The sequence below is a fragment of the Campylobacter sp. 2014D-0216 genome (genome assembly GCF_014931215.1).
In the GTDB taxonomy this organism is placed as follows: Bacteria; Campylobacterota; Campylobacteria; order Campylobacterales; family Campylobacteraceae; genus Campylobacter_D.
This window is the reverse complement of sequence record NZ_CP063089.1, coordinates 1,107,711-1,124,178: the sequence shown is the minus strand read 5'-3', so window position 1 is coordinate 1,124,178 and position 16,468 is coordinate 1,107,711. Positions and strand designations below refer to the sequence as shown.

Genomic DNA, 16,468 nt, shown 5'->3' with positions numbered 1-16,468 from the left:
AAATTTAGTTTTAATGTATTAAAAATACACCATTGCTTTTGCGCAAATAACAATAAAAATACACAAAATTAAAGCAATTAGATGTGAATTTAAAGGATCTTTTCTTTTTAAAATTTTGATAACAAATAAAGAATAGCACGTTAAAATCAACATTGTAGCTAGCAATAGAAGCTTAATCAATAAAAATACACCAAAATTGGTTTGAAAAAAATCCCAAAAAGAATTTAATTCATAAAAACTTAAAAGATAAAATCCACTCAATAAAAGCAAGATAAAAATACTAGCAAAGATAATAATACTTGATTTTGTATAAGCTTTTTTGATTTTATCGCAATCTTCTTTGCTTTCATGTTTATAGGCAAAACGATAAACACATATATCAAAAAACACATAAGCGATAAAGCATATAGCACAAATAAGATGAATACAAATAAAAATAAAATGCATTTTTAACCTCCTTAAAATGTATCATAACACATTTTAAGGAGAAAAAGTTTAAAGTTTTTCTAGAATTTGGATTGTTTTGATTTTATCTCCAGCTCTAATGCTATCTAAAACTTCTAGACTTTCTTTGTCTTCTGGGTTGATTTGTCCGAATATGGTATGCACGCCATCTAAATGAGGTTGTGGGCTGTGGCAGATGAAAAATTGCGATCCGCCTGTATCTCTACCAGCATGAGCCATAGATAAACTACCTCTTAAGTGTTGGTGTTTTTGATCATCACACTCGCACTCTATCTCATAGCCAGGACCACCTGAGCCTATGCCATAAGGACAACCACCTTGGATAACAAAATTTGGAATCACACGGTGAAAAACAAGTTCATCATAAAAACCTTCGTTAGCTAAATTAGCGAAGTTGCATACTGTTTGTGGTGCTTCATCAGGAAATAATTCTAATTTCATATCACCTTTTTCAGTGCTAATGATGGCAAAGTTGTATTTTTTAGCATCTTTTGTATCGATTTTTTTAAGCATTTTTATTCCTATTCTATGTTAGTGTAAACTGCTTGTACATCATCATCATCTTCTAATTTATCAAGCAATTTTTCAATGTCAAGAAGTTGTTCTTCGTTGAAACTTACAGGATTGTTAGCAAGGTATTCAAGTCCTGCTTTTTTAAGCACCAATCCTTTTTTTTCTATGGCATTACTAAGCTCACCAAAAGCAGTATAATCGCCAATAACCAATAATTCTTCATCATTTTGCTCAAGCTCTTCAAGTCCTGCATCGATTAGCTCAAGCTCGAGTTCTTCAAGATCTCCATCGTATTTTTCAAGATGAAAAACAGCCTTATGTGAAAACATAAAAGTCAAAGAGCCATTTTGTAAAATTTCTCCACCATTTTTGCTAAAAATTGCTTTTACATTTGCTACAGTACGAGTAGGATTATCGCTCATACATTCAACAATGATCAATGCACCATGCGCAGCTTTTCCTTCGTAGTGGATATTTTTAATATCAGCACTATCTTTACCGCTAGCTCTTTTAATAGCCGCATCGATATTATCTTTTGGCATATTATTGGCTTTTGCAGTAGCAATAGCACTACGAAGCTTTGGATTCATGTCAGGATCGGCTCCACCTTCTTTTGCTGCTACTTGTATTGCTTTTGCAAGTTTTGGAAAAAGTTTGCTCATTTTATCCCATCTTGCTTCTTTAGAGGCTCTGCGGTATTCAAACGCTCTTCCCATAAATTCTCTCTTTCTTATATTGTTTTAAAGTTAAAAGTATAAACTAAGAACTCTAAATTTGATTTTAAAAGGAGTAAAAGAGTGGTAAGAAAAGCTAGAAAAACTGATGTGAAAAAATGCATTCAATTGCTTGCTTTGGCGATGGATCATTTTATTTATAAGCTTAGCGGATGTGATGAGTATCAAAAAGCCATAGAAGTTTTAGAGGGCTTTTTTATCCAAGAGAATAATCGTTTAAGTTATGAAAATGTATGCGTATATGAGGAAAATGGTGAAATTTTGGGTGCGATTTGTTTTTATGATGGGATTATGGCAGATGAGCTAGATATGCCTTTAAATGATCATTTAAAAAGTTTAGGCATTAACGAAAAGGTGTTAAAAGAATGTGAAGATGAGTTTTATTTAGATAGCATTTGTGTAGATGAGAAAGCTAGGGGAAAGGGCATTGCTAAGAAATTGATTGAATATGCCTTTAATGAAGCTTTGAGGAATGGTAAAAAACTTTCATTGATTGTTGAAGATGAAAATATCAATGCAAAAATACTTTATGAAAAAATGGGTTTTAAATTGATAAAAAATAAAATTTTTCATTCACATTTATATGAATATAGAGAAAAAGGAGAATGAATGATTATTAAGACTAAAAATATCAACTGTCAAAGTTGTGTAAATTTGATCAAAGCTTCTTTGGAAGATGAATTTGGTGCTATGCAAATTAATGTTGAAACACAAAGTATTGAGATTGATTTAAAAGCAGAGCAGGTTGAAGAATTTAAAAAACAATTACAAGATTTGGGTTTTGAAATAGATAATGCATGAGATAAAATTAAAAATAGGCAATATGACCTGTGTTAATTGCTCTAATGCCATAGAAAAAGTCTGTGCAAAAATTGATGGGGTGAAAGATGTAAGTGTTTCTTATGTGAATTCTAGTGGAGTGTTTTTGCTTAAAGATTTATCTTTGGAGAAAAAAATAAAAGAAAAAATTAAAGCACTTGGTTTTGAAGTATTGCATGAAGAGCAAAATTTATATGAATTTAAAGTGCAAGAACTTAAAAATATGAAAATAAAGCTTATTACAAGCATAATCTTAAGTGCTATTGTGATGTATTTTGAAATGTTTATTCAAAGCAATACTTCTGCTTTGATTCAAATGTTTTTATCTGTGGTAGTGATTTTTGGTTGTGGAAAAGATTTTTTTATCCATGCTTTTAAAGGATTAAAACATAAAAATTTAGACATGAATACCTTGATATCCTTGGGAGCTTTTACTTCTTTTGTATATTCTTTTTTTGTGTATTTTGGGGTATTTAGTAAAGATGGGTATTTGTATTTTAGTGGTGGAGCGATGATTATAAGCTTTGTTTTACTGGGTAAATATCTAGAAGAAAAGGCCAAATTTAAATCCTTAGAATATCAAAACAAATTAAAAAACATAGATATTAAAAAAGCTAATATAATCTTAGAAGATGGAAGCATAAAAAGCATACCTAGTGCTTTTGTGAAAGAAAACGATGTGATCTTGGTAAAAGAGGGAGAAAATGTTGTTGCTGATGGGGTGATTATCGCAGGTGAGGCTGAAGTTGATGTGAGTTTTTTAACAGGGGAGTTTTTGCCGCTTTTGAAAAAGCAAAATGATGAAATTTTAGCAGGAAGTGTATTAATTAATGGAAGTTTAAAGATTAAAGCTAGTAAAAAGGCGATTGAAAGTTCATTAGAGCAAATCAAGGATCTTGTTTTTAAAGCAGGTAATATCAAAACTCCTTTGGCTAATTTAGCGAATAAAATTTCAGCTTATTTTGTAGCATGTATAATTATTTTTTCATTTTTTGTGTTTGCTTTTTGGTATTTTAAAGAAGGAATAAATGCTGCATTTTTACATGCTTGTGCCACGCTTTTAATTTCTTGTCCTTGTGCTTTAGGTTTAGCAACTCCTATAGCTATAGTCAGTGCTTTAGCAAATGGTGCAAGAAATTTTATCTTAGTGAAAAATCCAGCGGTATTAGAGAGTTTAACTGGCATAAAACTTGCTATTTTTGATAAAACAGGCACATTAAGCCAAGATGATTTAAGTGTTTATAAACATAATCTTACTCAAGAAGATTTTCAAAAACTTATGCAAATTGAAAATTTAAGCTCGCACCCAATCGCAAAAGCTTTTACTAAAAAAATGAATGTAAATTTAAATTCGCAAGGAAAATTAAGTGTTTTAGTGGGTAGTGGTTTGCTTTATCAAGAAAATGAAGATGAATATTTAATAGGCAATGAAAAATTAATGCTTGAAAATGGTGTTGATATACAAAAAAGCAAACAATTTTTACAAAAATTTGAAGATCAAGCGCCTGTGTGTTTGTACTTTGCAAAAAATAGAAATTGCCTAGGTGGGGTGTGTTTAAAAAATGAATTAAAAAAAGAAGCTAAAAAATTGATAGCCAATTTAAAACAAAAGGGTATAAAAAGTATAATTTTAAGTGGCGATAATAAAAATAGCGTTGCAAAAATAGCAAATGAGCTTAATATCGATACATATTATTTTGATTTAAAACCTAGTCAAAAGCTTGATTTTATAAAAGAAAAAATCAAAGAAGAAAAAGTACTTTTTATAGGCGATGGTATTAATGATGCGCCTGCTTTAAATTTAGCTAGTGCAAGTATAAGCTTTTCCAAAGCAAGTGAACTTGCTAAAAAAAGCGGGGATTTGATTTTAATAAAAGATGATTTATCGTTGATAGCTTATTGTTTTGAGCTGTCTCAAAGAACTAAAAATATCATCAAACTTAATCTTTTTTGGGCTTTTATTTACAATGCTTTGTGTATTCCTATTGCGGCAGGATTTGTGCCATTTATAACGCTTAGTCCACATTTAGCAGCCTTGGCAATGTGTTTTAGTTCAGTAACAGTTGTATTGAATTCTTTAAGATTGCGTTAGTATTTTATATTGAAGATAAATAAAAAGAAGCACTAGAATAGATAGTTGTTGTTTTTTTGATGGATATAGTACAAATATTTTAAAACAAGCGCCTTGTTTGTACTAATTTTAGTAGCTAGTGGTGTTGGTTAGATTGTAGAGTTATCTTTTTGTTTTGCTAATTATTTTGAAGTGTTGTTGTGAAAAAATGCTTGAGGCAAACAAGATTGAGATAAAAAGATATCAAAACTTTTCATGAAGTTAAAAATTAGAATTATTGCCTTAGTTTACTGTTTGAATTTTATGCTTTTAGTTTTAATTTATATTAGCATCAAAAACAATGATTGATTTATCAAACTCCTAAAAAGGAGTTTGATTGTTAAAGTTCATTAACAGCACGATAAGCTTGATCGATTGCCGCATGCATGTAAGCATCCCAAGCAGCATCAGAATTGGCAATAGTAATGTTGCCAAAAGGTCTTCTTGCAAGTTCGATGGTTTTTTGCGCTTCATCGCTATCATCATAAAGACTGTTTTCGGTATAAGAATAACAATGTCCCCAACGATTGACAACAATAGCTTGAATATCTCTTTCATGGTCAAAACCGGCTGATCCAAGCATACCTTGGAGTTGATCGCGAATGATTTTTTCATGCTCTTCAAAGCTCATGGTAAATAGTAAATTTCTACCTACTCTTGCTCTATCTCTTGCATCCATTCCTTCAAGATCAATTCCTTGTATATCTGCAAAAACCAAAGGAGAGCAAACCATATGAACACAGATTGGTTTTTTAGGGTCTCTTGGGTGGTGATAGCCTCCCATGTCTACAGGATAATCAAGCTTTGTTCTAGCATAAGGCATTTTAGGAGAGTAAATTTCATGAACCCCAAGTTTGATAAAAGGCTCCCAATTGCTAATAATTACATTAGTATGTAATAGTGATGTTTTAACATTTTTGCTTAAAGCGTCTTTTTGTTCTTGTGGTAAGGTTGGGATGATATAAGGAATCATACTGTTGTAATTTGCCATTACTACTTTTTTTGCTTTAACTCTGTAATTTTTGCCTTTGTTGACATAAGTCACCAAAGCACCATCTTTAGTGTTTTCTACATTGATAACAGTGCTATTTAGTCTTAATCTCACTTTATTCTTAGCTAAATCAAGTTTGGAATAATCAAAATGTGCAAGAGTTACATCATCCATATCTTTGCCTTTTTTAGAAACATCAGGAATGAGTCTTCTAACCATTAATCTAGCGACTGTTGCATTACCATCAGCACAGTGATGAATGTATGGCTCTTCCATTTCAGCTAAAGCATCACCCTCGATTGGATCTAGTCCTAGTTTGTCAAAACCAGGTAAAAAAGAAACTCTAGCATCTTCACAAGAGATAGCATCAATACCTAAAGCTAAAAAGTCATCTGTCATACCTTCGAAGAATTTTATAGCTTGTGGTGATAGCTTAACCTTTTCTTCTAAGAATTTTTTATAACTTGTTTTTGCAACATAAGTGTCTCTTTGTGTTTTATTCATGCCTTTTAAATAATCTTTTTCACTTTTAAACAAAGCAATAAGATCTTTTTTATCTTTTTCATTTAATGGAAAATCACCTATAAAGGCTTCGATGCTTCTACCATTGTGTCTGCCTTCAGGAATATCATCACAAATCACCTTTCTAGGGTTGCCGCTAACGACTTTATCTACACCAAATTCAGCTTTAGAAAAATACACACCACGACTAAGATTTAAATCAGGATAAAAATTCACATCAAAGCGTTTGGCTAATTCATCAATATCCACTCCTAATGAAGCTAGTAAATCTACCACTTCTTTAGAGTACAGTGCTTTTGGGGATTGAAAGGTTTCACTACCACCGTAACTTAAAATAGTGCCATTTTCTAGTTCTATTTCATTTCTTCTAGCATGTCCACCAAAATCATCGTGATTATCAAGAATTAGAATTTTTTTATTTTTTCCAAATTTATTTTGATAAAAACAAGCTGCTGCTAATCCGCTAATTCCAGCTCCAACTACAACCAAATCATACTCTTGTTTTGGCTTGATCGCACTGAAATCAAATTTTTCACCATCTCTTAACATATGCGCAAATTCATAACTTGCATTGTTGCTACCTCTTAGTCCAAGCCACTTTGGAGGGTAGTATTCTTTGGTAAAATCTTCTATTTTGGCTTCTTTTCCATAAAGTACTTGCAAAGGAGTCATTCCTGCGAGTATAGCCAAAGCCATTCCATTTAAAAAATCTCTTCTTTGCATTAGTGTTCCTTAAAATAAGATAATATATCTCTTATTTTAAGGGTTGATTTGTATGTTTATACTTAAAAGTAATTTATTTTATGATAGTTTTTTATAGAAAAGTTACTTTTTTTCTCTTTTTGTAATTTTTCCATAACTTAAACAGTAAAAAAACCACCGCAAGAGTGAGGGTTAAAATATGTGGCGCTTGTGGTACTTTGGCAGATAAAAAATAATGCCAAGTGCTTATTAAAAAACAAAGATAGCCTAACTTTCTTACTTTGCTGAATTTTTTAAAAGGCTTAAAAGAGCTTATAAACATTAAGGTAATGATGAAAAAGCCTATAAAGCCACTTAGTTCTAAAATTTTACTAAAAGTATCCTTGATAAAAATAAATACATTTAGATTTTTTCCAAAGACAAAATAATTTAAAAAATGAATTAAAGTCCAAAAAAAAGCATAAAAGCCCAAAAATTTAGGATAATCTTTAGAGTGTTTGTATTTTAAAAGTGAGAAAAATAAACTACAACCAAAAAAGATTAAAGCAAATATTCCACTATAAAAATACACAGATTTAACAATATCAAATTCTTGTGTTATTTGATAACAACTATAAATTATGCTAAGTATAAAAGCTAAAAATCCGATGCTATTGTAAATTTTTTTATACATCAAAAATGAACCTTTAAATCCATATCTTTATACAAATGTGCTACTTCTTTTTCATAACCATTAAACAATACAGTTGGTTTGGTGAAAAAATCTCCCAAAGGACGCTCATTAGCTTGAGACCATCTTGGATGTGAAACGTTAGGGTTGACATTGGCATAAAAACCATATTCTCTAGGGTTGGCTAGCTCCCATGTTGATTTTGGCTGTTCTTTGGTAAATTCTATTTTGGCAATAGATTTAATACTTTTAAAACCGTATTTCCATGGCACAACAAGACGGATTGGTGCACCATTTTGGCCCAATAAAGGTTTTTTATACATACCTACTGCTATAATCGTTAAGGGGTGCATAGCCTCATCCATTCTTAAGCCTTCTACATAAGGATAATCTAAAGTTGGAAAAAACGAAGCTTGATCGGCAAATTGATTTTTATCAAAAAGAGTGGTAAATTTGATAAATTTTGCATCACTTTTAACCTTGCACTTTTCTATCAATGCGCGCAGTTCAAATCCTACCCATGGCACAACCATAGACCAGGTTTCAACACAGCGAAATCTATAAATTCTTTCTTCTAAAGGAAAAGCTAGTAAATCTTCCATAGTTAAACTTAATGGTTCTTCTACTTCCCCGCTTACTTCTATTTTCCAGCCTTGAGTATTGAAATTTTTTGCAAGCTCAACGGCTCTTTTTTTGTCTGTGGAAAATTCATAAAAATTAACATAATTAGTTGCGATTTTTTCATCGCTTAATTTTAGCTTTTTATTGTTTGGATCAGGAAAGAAATTAAGTGCCATTAGCTTGGATTGTATAAGTGTTGAGCTAACTAAAGCACCCGCACCTAGTTTTAAAAAATGGCGTCTTTTGTTATATAACTGTTCGCTTGTGATTTTCATAAAAGTCCTTTATAGGTTTTGTGGTATTAAAACATATAAAGGATAATAAAGAGATAATTTTTATTATTTTATAAAAAATATTTTTAAAAAATTATCTCGCTGTTTTCAGAAAGACTAGGATTGTTTTTTGGAAAAGGAGAGGTGTGAGTGTAATATTCTCTTTGTTTTTCAAAAAATCCCTGATATACTCCTTTTGGTATGCTAAATTTTCTTGCACTATCAGGGTAAAGTTCTAGGTATTTAGTTAGAAATTCTTTAAAAACAGGTGCAGCTGTTCTTGCACCACCTTCGGTTTGCTTCATAGGTTTGTTATCATCATTGCCATACCAAATGATAGCTTCTATTTCAGGTGTTAAACCACAAAACCACGCATCAACACTTTTGTTTGATGTGCCGGTTTTACCTGCTATTTCAATACCTTCAACTCTTGCATTGCGTCCGGTACCTTTTTTTACAACATTTTGCATCATATCATTAACCAAAAAGGCTTGTTCGGGTTCGCTGATTTTTCTTTCTCCGGAGTTAAATTCCACAATAACCTTACCATTTTTATCTATCACTCTTTTAATGAGTATTAAATCTTTTTGTATCCCATAATTTCCAAAAACCGTATAAAGCTTAGCATAATCATAAATTGAAATTCCAAAACTACCTAGCACGATAGACAAATCAACGGGAATGTTTTTAAAACCCATAAAGCTAAGTTTTTCATGGATTACATCAAGTCCTAATGCTAATGCAAGATTGATAGTTGCTAAGTTTCTTGAGCCAGTTAATGCTTCCTTTAAGCTTATTAGTCCTAAAAATTTACCGCCGTAGTTTTTAGGCTTCCAGTCTTTTTCATCTTCTTTATTGCTTTCAAAAATTCTTGATATATCAGCAATCTTACTCATAGGGGAGTAGCCCATGTCAATTGCGATTTGATATAAGAAAGGCTTAAAGGAACTACCAGGTTGCCTTAAGCTTTGAGTGGCGCGGTTGAAGTTGCTTTTGGTGTAGTTTACTCCACCAACTAAGGCTAAAATATCGCCATTTTGATGATTAGCTACTATCATGGCGCCATTAAGAGTACTTAAGTTAGCATCTTTATCTCTTTTTACGATCTCATCATAGCCAAATTTTAATGCCTCTTTTGCGATATTTTGCACATCAAGATCAAGAGTAAGTTCTATTTTGTAACCACCGCTTTTTAGATCCTTGATCCCGCTTAGTTGTTTTAAAACTTCTTGAGTAACATAAGGAGCTGCATTTTGCGTGAGAGTGTCATCATACACTTTTGGAATTTCTTCTAAGGCTTTTTTATATTCTTCATTGGAAATCCAACCAAGATTATACATTCTTTGAACTACACTATTTGCTCTAGCCAAAGAAAGGTCTAAGTGTCTAGTAGGATCATAAGTACTTGGTGCTTTTGGCATACCTACTAATATAGCAATTTCTTTTAGAGTGAGTTCATCTAAATTTTTTCTAAAATATCCAAGTGCAGCAGTCTTTACCCCATAATACCCATGGCCAAAGAAAATAAAATTTAAATATCTTTCTAAAATCTGTTCTTTGGTTAAGGTGTTTTCTATTTTATAAGCAAGTAAAGCTTCTTTTAGTTTTCTATTTAGGGTGCGTTCAGGAGTTAGCTCGGTATTTTTGATGAATTGCTGTGTGAGTGTGGAAGCACCCTCCATGGTTTTACCACCACTTCTTATAATCTTAATAGCTGCTCTAAAGATTGCATCGATATTCACACCATCGTGTTCAAAAAAGCTAGTATCTTCTATAGCCACTAAAGCTTCTATGAGTCTTGGTGGAAGTTCTTCATAAGGAGCATAAAAGCGGTGTTGTTCAAAAACATTTGCAACTAATTTTCCATTTTTATCAAAAATTTGCGTAGTAAGAGGTGGTTTATAGTCTTTAAAGGTGTATTGATTTAAATCAGAATCTGAAAACAAATAAGCAATAAAAATAAAAACGCCTACTATACAAACTACACATAAAGAAAGAAAAATTTTTAGTATTTTTATCATAAAAATGCTTTCAAAAGTTCTATATTAAGTCCTAAAGCTGTGCTTTGACAACCTATGATTTTTTTAATATACTTTTTATGAAAACCTTCACACATCACCGCTCCGGCTTTTCCTTCGTATGATTTTGAATCAATATATTCTTGCATATCTTGAGGATCAAATTTATCTAAAATCAAATCGCACTTGCTAAGGTTAAAAATTTTTTTATTGTCTAAAATTAAAATCATTGCACTTAAAATACTAATGCTTTTGCCACTTTGCAAATTAAGCATATTAAAAGCTTCATTGTCATTTTTGGCTTTGGTTAAGATTGTATTTTGAGCGCAAACTATACTATCAGCAAACAAAACATTTTTTAAATCAGGGTGTTTTACAAAAAACTGCCTTTCTTTTTCTAAGACAGTTTTTTGTACATAGGAGTTTGGATTATCTTTTATAGCCAAACTCTCATCATAATCAACAATAATTTGTTCAAAGGCTATATTAGCCTCTTTTAACAAAGCTACGCGTGAAGGTGAACTTGAAGCTAAATAAAGCATTAAGAAAGACTTTCTTCGATGATTTTTTTAGCATGATCAAGTGCTTGAGTTATTTTACTTGTATCTTTGCCCCCAGCTGTTGCAAAGTCATCTCTACCGCCACCATTTCCGCCTAAAATTTGTGCGATTTCTTTGACTAAAACACCTGCTTTTAATGGTGCTTCTTTAATGCCTGCTGCGATGATGATTTTACCTTCTTTTTCTTGTAAAAGCAAAATTGCAGCTTTGTTAAATTTGTTTTTAAACGTATCAATCATAGCTTTGATATCACCGCTATCGATTTTTTGCACACAATATTGAACACCATTGATTTCTTTAGAGCTTAATTTTGCTTTGTTGGAATTTTTTAATTCGTTTTTTAAACACGTGATTTCATTTTTTAATTTTGCAACATAGTTTAAAATATCATGGGTTTTTAACTCTTCTTTAATTTGGTTAAGTTCTTTTAAATTTTCATGAATATAATCAAGTGCAGCTTTGCTAACCACAGCTTCTATTCTTCTTACTCCAGCACTCACTCCGCTTTCTTTGATGATATAAAAACTTCCTATTTGAGCACTATTTTTTACGTGGGTACCACCACAAAGTTCTTTGCTAGCACCTAGTGTTAAAACTCTTACTTTGTCTTGATATTTCTCACTAAATAAAGCTATAGCACCACTTTTTTTTGCTTCTTCTAGATCTAAAATTTCGATTTTAGCTTCATCTGCTTGTATGATATAGGCATTAACTAATGATTCTATTTTATTTAATTCTTCTTTATTTAGAGCTTTTGGATGAGTAAAGTCAAATCTTAGTTTATTATGCTCCACTAAAGAACCTGCTTGACTAATGTGTGAACCAAGAATTTCTCTTAAGGCATGGTGTAGTAAATGTGTTGCGCTGTGGTGTCTTGCGATTTGCTCTCTTTTTTTGGTGTCAATACAAGCTAATACTTCATCATTAGTTTTAAGATCGTTTTTTAGTTTCACCTGACTTAGATTAATATCAAAGAATTTTTGTGTATCTAACACCTCATTTTCGTTAATAAAACCTATATCAGCGCTTTGTCCTCCGCTTGTTGCATAAAATGGTGTTTTTTCAAGCATTAGCCATACGGTGCTTTCTGCTTTAGCTTCAGTTATGATTTTAAAATTTTCATCTAAAATAGCTACGATTTTGGTTTTTTCTTCATAATTTTCATAGCCACTAAAGGTGTTTTTTCCAAATTTTTCTAATAAAATTTTAAAATCCCCACTAATTGCTTTATCTCCGCTTCCTTTCCATGAAGCTTTTGCTCTATCTTTTTGTTCTTGCATTAGAGCATTAAATCGAGCTTCATCTATGCTAATATTTTTTTCTCTTAGCATATCTTGAGTTAGATCTAGTGGAAAACCATAAGTATCATAAAGTTTAAAAGCTATTTCACCACTAAAGATATCTTTGGTTTTTTTAAGTTCCTCGTTGAAAATTTCAATACCGTTTTCTATGGTACTTAAAAATCTCTCTTCTTCTAGTTTGATTTGCTCTTTAATAAATTCTTTTTTTTCATTTAAGTAAGTATAATGTTCACCCATCAATGCACAAACTACATCAACAAGTTCAAACATAAAAGGTTTTTTTAGTCCTAGTAAATACCCATGTCTTAAAGCACGACGCATAATTCTTCTTAGAACATAACCCCGACCTTCTTTATCAAAACCCACTCCTTGAGCAAGTAAAAATACGCTTGAGCGAATATGATCAGCGATCACTCTGTAGCTTGCGCCGTTTTCATAAGTATAAGTTTTTCCGCAAAGTTGCGCGATTTTTTCGATTATTGGCATAAATAAAGAACTATCAAAATTACTAAATTTTCCTTCTTTTATAGCATAAACTCTTTCTAACCCCATGCCTGTATCAATACTAGGTTTTGGTAAAGGGGTTAGCGTACCATCTGCGCTTCTTTCATACTGCATGAAAACTAGATTCCAAATTTCTAAGAATCTGTCTCCATCGCCACCCATATAATCCTCATCAGAATTAAAATGCTCAGCACCTTGATCATAAAAGATCTCACTACAAGGCCCACAAGGTCCAGTATCGCCCATTTGCCAAAAATTATCTTTATCACCAAATTTATAAATTCTTTCTTTTTCAATATGTTTTTGCCAAAGTGCATATGCTTCATCATCATTTTCGTGTACCGTGACATATAATCTTTCTTTTGGAAGTTTTAAAACTTCAGTTACAAATTCCCAAGCATATGCAATGGCTTGTTCTTTGAAATAATCTCCAAAGCTAAAGTTTCCTAGCATTTCAAAAAAAGTATGATGGCGAGCTGTGTAGCCTACATTATCTAAATCATTGTGTTTTCCACCCGCTCTTATGCATGTTTGGCAGCTTGTTTTGCGTGGAGGGTTTGGGCGTGGTATTTCGCCTGTAAATATACTTTTAAAAGGTACCATACCTGCATTTGTAAAAAGTAAGGTTGCATCATCAGGTACCAAAGGGCTTGAAGGGGTGATTTCATGACCTTTTGATTTAAAAAATTCTAAATATTCTTTTCTTATATCCATGGATTTTCCTAGCTAGTTTTTTACTTAAAATGATACCAAAAATACTTTAAATTAAGTAAAACTATCTTATAATCGTTATTTTAAATTTACAAGGTTATAACAATGAAAATCCCTTTTATTGATTTAAATGCTCAATATAATGCTTATAAAAATGAAATTGATAATGCAATTAATGATGTTTTGCAAAATGCCTCTTTTATTGGGGGTGCAAAATTAGAAGAATTTGAAAGTAATTTAGCCCAATATGTAGGCATTAAACACGCAATAGGTTGCTCAAGTGGTACAAGTGCGCTATTTTTAGCTTTAATGGCTTTGGGTGTAGGTAAGGATGATGAGGTAATTGTGCCAAGTTTCACTTTTATAGCTACTGCTGAAATGGTTGCTTTAATTGGCGCAAAACCCGTTTTTGTAGATATTGACTATAAAGATTACAATTTGAGTTTAGAAGAAATACAAAAGGCAGTTACACCCAAAACTAAAGCATTAGTTGCAGTGAGTATTTTTGGACTTATGCCTGATATGTTTGCTTTAAAAGAACTTTGTAAAAATCATAATATTGCTTTGATAGAAGATGGTGCACAAAGTTTTGGAGCTAGTCAAAAAGATATAAAATCATGCGCTATAGCCGACATATCTTGTACGAGCTTTTTTCCATCAAAACCTTTAGGAGCTTATGGAGATGGTGGGGCGATTTTTACCCAAGATGATGAATTAGCACAAAGAATAAAAATTTATTTAAACCATGGACAAGTGCAAAGATATAAACACAAGTACATTGGTGTAAACGCAAGGCTTGATACAATTCAAGCGGCTATTTTAAATGTGAAATTAAAATATTTAGATGAAGAGATTAAAAAAAGAGAAGCGATAGCTCAAATTTATGATGATAATTTGAAAAATTGTATTTTACCACCAAGAAAAGATGGTTTTGTGAATGCTTGGGCGCAATATAGCGTGCGTGTTTCAAATAGAGAGGATTGGATGCAAAAACTACAAGATCAAGGTATACCGACTGCAGTGCATTATCCTTTAGGACTTCATTTGCAAGAGGCCTTTGAATATCTTGCATATAAAAAAGGCGATTTGCCAAAAACAGAACTTTTAAGTAATGAAATTTTGTCTTTACCTATGAGTGCATTTTTAAAAGAAGAACACCAAGCTAGAGTGATCGAGGCTTTTCAATGAAAATAGGTCTAATAGGCCTTGGAAAAATGGGCAAAAACCACTTAAGAGAGCTTGAGCGTAATTTAAGAGTAAAAGAAATTTATCTTTATGATCCTTTTAATGAAGAACAATTTATACACCCTGTGTATAAAAATTTTGACGAATTTTTAGAACAAAAGCTTGATGGGGTTGTGATCGCTACACCTACTCATACACATTTGGATATCGCTATCAAAGTTTTTTCTAGAGTGAAAAATGTTTTAATCGAAAAACCTTTGGCTTTAAATCTTGATGAAATTTTAATTTTACAGCAAAAAGCTAAGGAGCATAAAGTCAAAGTAGGGGTGGGATTTTGTGAAAGATTTAATCCAGCTGTGTTAACTTTAAAAGAAAAGCTTTTAGATGATGAAATTGTGAGTATTAATATCCAGAGATTGTCTTTATATCCGCATAGGATTAATGATGTTGGGGTTTTAAGTGATCTTGGTGTGCATGATATTGATTTGGTGAGATTTTTATGTCAAGAAACAATTTCAAAGGCAAATATTCACAAAGCTTATCATCATCATGATAAATTAGAAGATGAGGTGATGATTAGCTTGAAGTTGAATGATATTTTAGCTAGTATTCATGATAGCTGGAATGCTAAATATATTACTAGAAAGATTAATGTCTTAGGAAAAAAACACACTTATGAGCTAGATTTGAAAAATTTTGAAGTGTTGATTGATATGCAAAAAATTTCTAACTTATATGAAAATTCTCCTTTGTATGCTGAGCATGAAGCTTTTTTTGACCTAGCATTAAATGGAGATGGTAAAAATTTAGCTAGCATTGAAGATGCTTTAAAAGTACAAGAAATTTTAGAAGGCGTTGTAAAATGAAATATGTATTTTTTTTAAATATGGGTGGAGTGAATCAACTAGATGAATGTGAAATTTTTTTAAAAAATATGTTCAATGATCCTTATATCTTAGGGATTAAAAATGTATTTTTAAGAAAATTTGTAGCTTATATGATAAGAAAATCAAGATTAAAAGCAATGCAACAAAATTATGAAAAAATGGGTGGAAAATCTCCTCTTACTGAAATTACACAAAGTCTGTGTGATAAGTTAAATGCTAAAAACCAAGCATATAAGTTTGATTTTATTAGTTTATATGTGCCACCTTTTGTAAAAGATGTTTTTGCAAAATATGACTTTAAAAGCAATGATGAAATTATTTTATTTCCTTTGTATCCACATCATTCCAAAACGACAGTAACTAGTTCTTTAGAGGTGGTGCAAAATGAATTAAAATCTGTACAAAACCAAGCTAAAATCAAGATTATTGATGTTTTTTATAGTGATGAAAAATACAATGCGATGATCATTAAGCATATTTTAGAGAAAAAGAAAGCGTATGATTGTAATGTTTTGATTTTTTCTGCACACTCTTTGCCAGTTTCTGTGATAAAAAAAGGCGACTTGTATGAAAAACACATGCAAGAACATGTGAGTATTTTAAGAGAAAAGCTTAAAAATGAATTTGATGAAGTTGTTTTATCATACCAATCAAAACTAGGTCCTGTAAAATGGCTTGAGCCAAATACTAGCGATATTTTAGCAAATTTAGATCAAAAGGCTTTGATTTATCCTATCTCTTTTTGTATTGATTGTTCTGAAACGATTTTTGAGCTTGGTGTGGAGTATAGGCATCTAGCAAAATCTGATTATGAATTAGTTGCTTGTCCAAACGATAGCAAGGAATTTATAGAGTTTATTATAAATTGTTTATCTTGATATAA

15 protein-coding genes are annotated in these 16,468 nt (G+C 31.5%); 6 read left to right on the top strand and 9 right to left on the bottom strand.

The window, feature by feature from the left end; all coding sequences use genetic code 11:
• Positions 1–18: 18 nt before the first annotated feature.
• Genes A0083_RS05650 through A0083_RS05640 form a run of 3 tightly spaced genes read right to left on the bottom strand, consistent with a single transcriptional unit; the run spans position 19 to position 1,694 of the window.
• Entirely contained in the window at positions 19–447 is a 429-nt protein-coding gene (locus A0083_RS05650; RefSeq protein WP_039664272.1) for a hypothetical protein, read from the bottom strand.
• Positions 448–495: 48 nt separating this feature from the next.
• Positions 496–978 (bottom strand): peptidylprolyl isomerase, encoded by a 483-nt coding sequence (locus A0083_RS05645; RefSeq protein WP_120760489.1) that lies wholly within the window; start codon positions 976–978, stop codon positions 496–498.
• Positions 979–986: 8 nt separating this feature from the next.
• Positions 987–1,694 (bottom strand): YebC/PmpR family DNA-binding transcriptional regulator, encoded by a 708-nt coding sequence (locus tag A0083_RS05640; protein WP_043020010.1) that lies wholly within the window; start codon positions 1,692–1,694, stop codon positions 987–989.
• Positions 1,695–1,775: 81 nt separating this feature from the next.
• Here A0083_RS05640 and A0083_RS05635 point away from each other — a divergent pair, with 81 nt between their 5' ends.
• The 3 genes from A0083_RS05635 to A0083_RS05625 are packed head-to-tail and all read left to right on the top strand — an operon-like array spanning position 1,776 to position 4,623.
• Positions 1,776–2,321: a GNAT family N-acetyltransferase gene (locus A0083_RS05635; protein ID WP_197552705.1), complete on the top strand. Its 546-nt coding sequence runs from the start codon at positions 1,776–1,778 to the stop codon at positions 2,319–2,321.
• Positions 2,322–2,513 (top strand): heavy-metal-associated domain-containing protein, encoded by a 192-nt coding sequence (locus A0083_RS05630; protein ID WP_197552703.1) that lies wholly within the window; start codon positions 2,322–2,324, stop codon positions 2,511–2,513.
• Entirely contained in the window at positions 2,506–4,623 is a 2,118-nt protein-coding gene (locus tag A0083_RS05625; protein ID WP_197552701.1) for a heavy metal translocating P-type ATPase, read from the top strand. The genes A0083_RS05630 and A0083_RS05625 overlap by 8 nt, the downstream gene beginning before the upstream one ends.
• A gap of 358 nt (positions 4,624–4,981) precedes the next feature.
• Here the strand turns inward: A0083_RS05625 and A0083_RS05620 are convergent, their stop codons facing one another.
• The 6 genes from A0083_RS05620 to alaS all read right to left on the bottom strand — a co-directional run bounded on the left by A0083_RS05620 (position 4,982) and on the right by alaS (position 13,516).
• A complete protein-coding gene (locus tag A0083_RS05620; protein ID WP_197552699.1) occupies positions 4,982–6,877 on the bottom strand; it encodes an NAD(P)/FAD-dependent oxidoreductase in 1,896 nt (631 codons plus the stop codon).
• Positions 6,878–6,968: 91 nt separating this feature from the next.
• Positions 6,969–7,529 carry a sulfite oxidase heme-binding subunit YedZ gene (locus tag A0083_RS05615; RefSeq protein WP_197552697.1) on the bottom strand — a complete coding sequence of 187 codons (561 nt, stop codon included), beginning with the start codon at positions 7,527–7,529 and terminating at the stop codon, positions 6,969–6,971.
• Positions 7,529–8,422 (bottom strand): protein-methionine-sulfoxide reductase catalytic subunit MsrP, encoded by an 894-nt coding sequence (gene msrP / locus A0083_RS05610; protein ID WP_197552695.1) that lies wholly within the window; start codon positions 8,420–8,422, stop codon positions 7,529–7,531. The genes A0083_RS05615 and msrP overlap by 1 nt, the downstream gene beginning before the upstream one ends.
• Before the next feature lie 83 nt (positions 8,423–8,505).
• A complete protein-coding gene (locus A0083_RS05605; protein WP_442861591.1) occupies positions 8,506–10,437 on the bottom strand; it encodes a penicillin-binding protein 1A in 1,932 nt (643 codons plus the stop codon).
• Entirely contained in the window at positions 10,437–10,979 is a 543-nt protein-coding gene (gene maf, locus A0083_RS05600) for a septum formation inhibitor Maf (RefSeq protein ID WP_197552691.1), read from the bottom strand. The genes A0083_RS05605 and maf overlap by 1 nt, the downstream gene beginning before the upstream one ends.
• Positions 10,979–13,516, bottom strand: coding sequence for an alanine--tRNA ligase (gene alaS / locus A0083_RS05595; RefSeq protein WP_197552689.1), 2,538 nt, complete (start codon positions 13,514–13,516; stop codon positions 10,979–10,981). Before alaS ends, maf begins: the two co-directional genes overlap by 1 nt.
• Positions 13,517–13,624: 108 nt before the next feature.
• On the opposite strand from alaS, the gene A0083_RS05590 reads away from it, so the two are divergent.
• From A0083_RS05590 to hemH, 3 genes are read left to right on the top strand one after another with little or no spacing between them, the layout of a single operon-like run.
• On the top strand, positions 13,625–14,701 hold the full coding sequence (locus A0083_RS05590; protein WP_232087587.1) for a DegT/DnrJ/EryC1/StrS family aminotransferase: 1,077 nt from the start codon (positions 13,625–13,627) through the stop codon (positions 14,699–14,701).
• Complete coding sequence (locus tag A0083_RS05585) at positions 14,698–15,564, top strand: Gfo/Idh/MocA family protein (protein ID WP_197552685.1); 867 nt, start codon at positions 14,698–14,700, stop codon at positions 15,562–15,564. Before A0083_RS05590 ends, A0083_RS05585 begins: the two co-directional genes overlap by 4 nt.
• Positions 15,561–16,463, top strand: coding sequence for a ferrochelatase (gene hemH, locus A0083_RS05580; RefSeq protein ID WP_197552683.1), 903 nt, complete (start codon positions 15,561–15,563; stop codon positions 16,461–16,463). The genes A0083_RS05585 and hemH overlap by 4 nt, the downstream gene beginning before the upstream one ends.
• Positions 16,464–16,468: the final 5 nt, after the last annotated feature.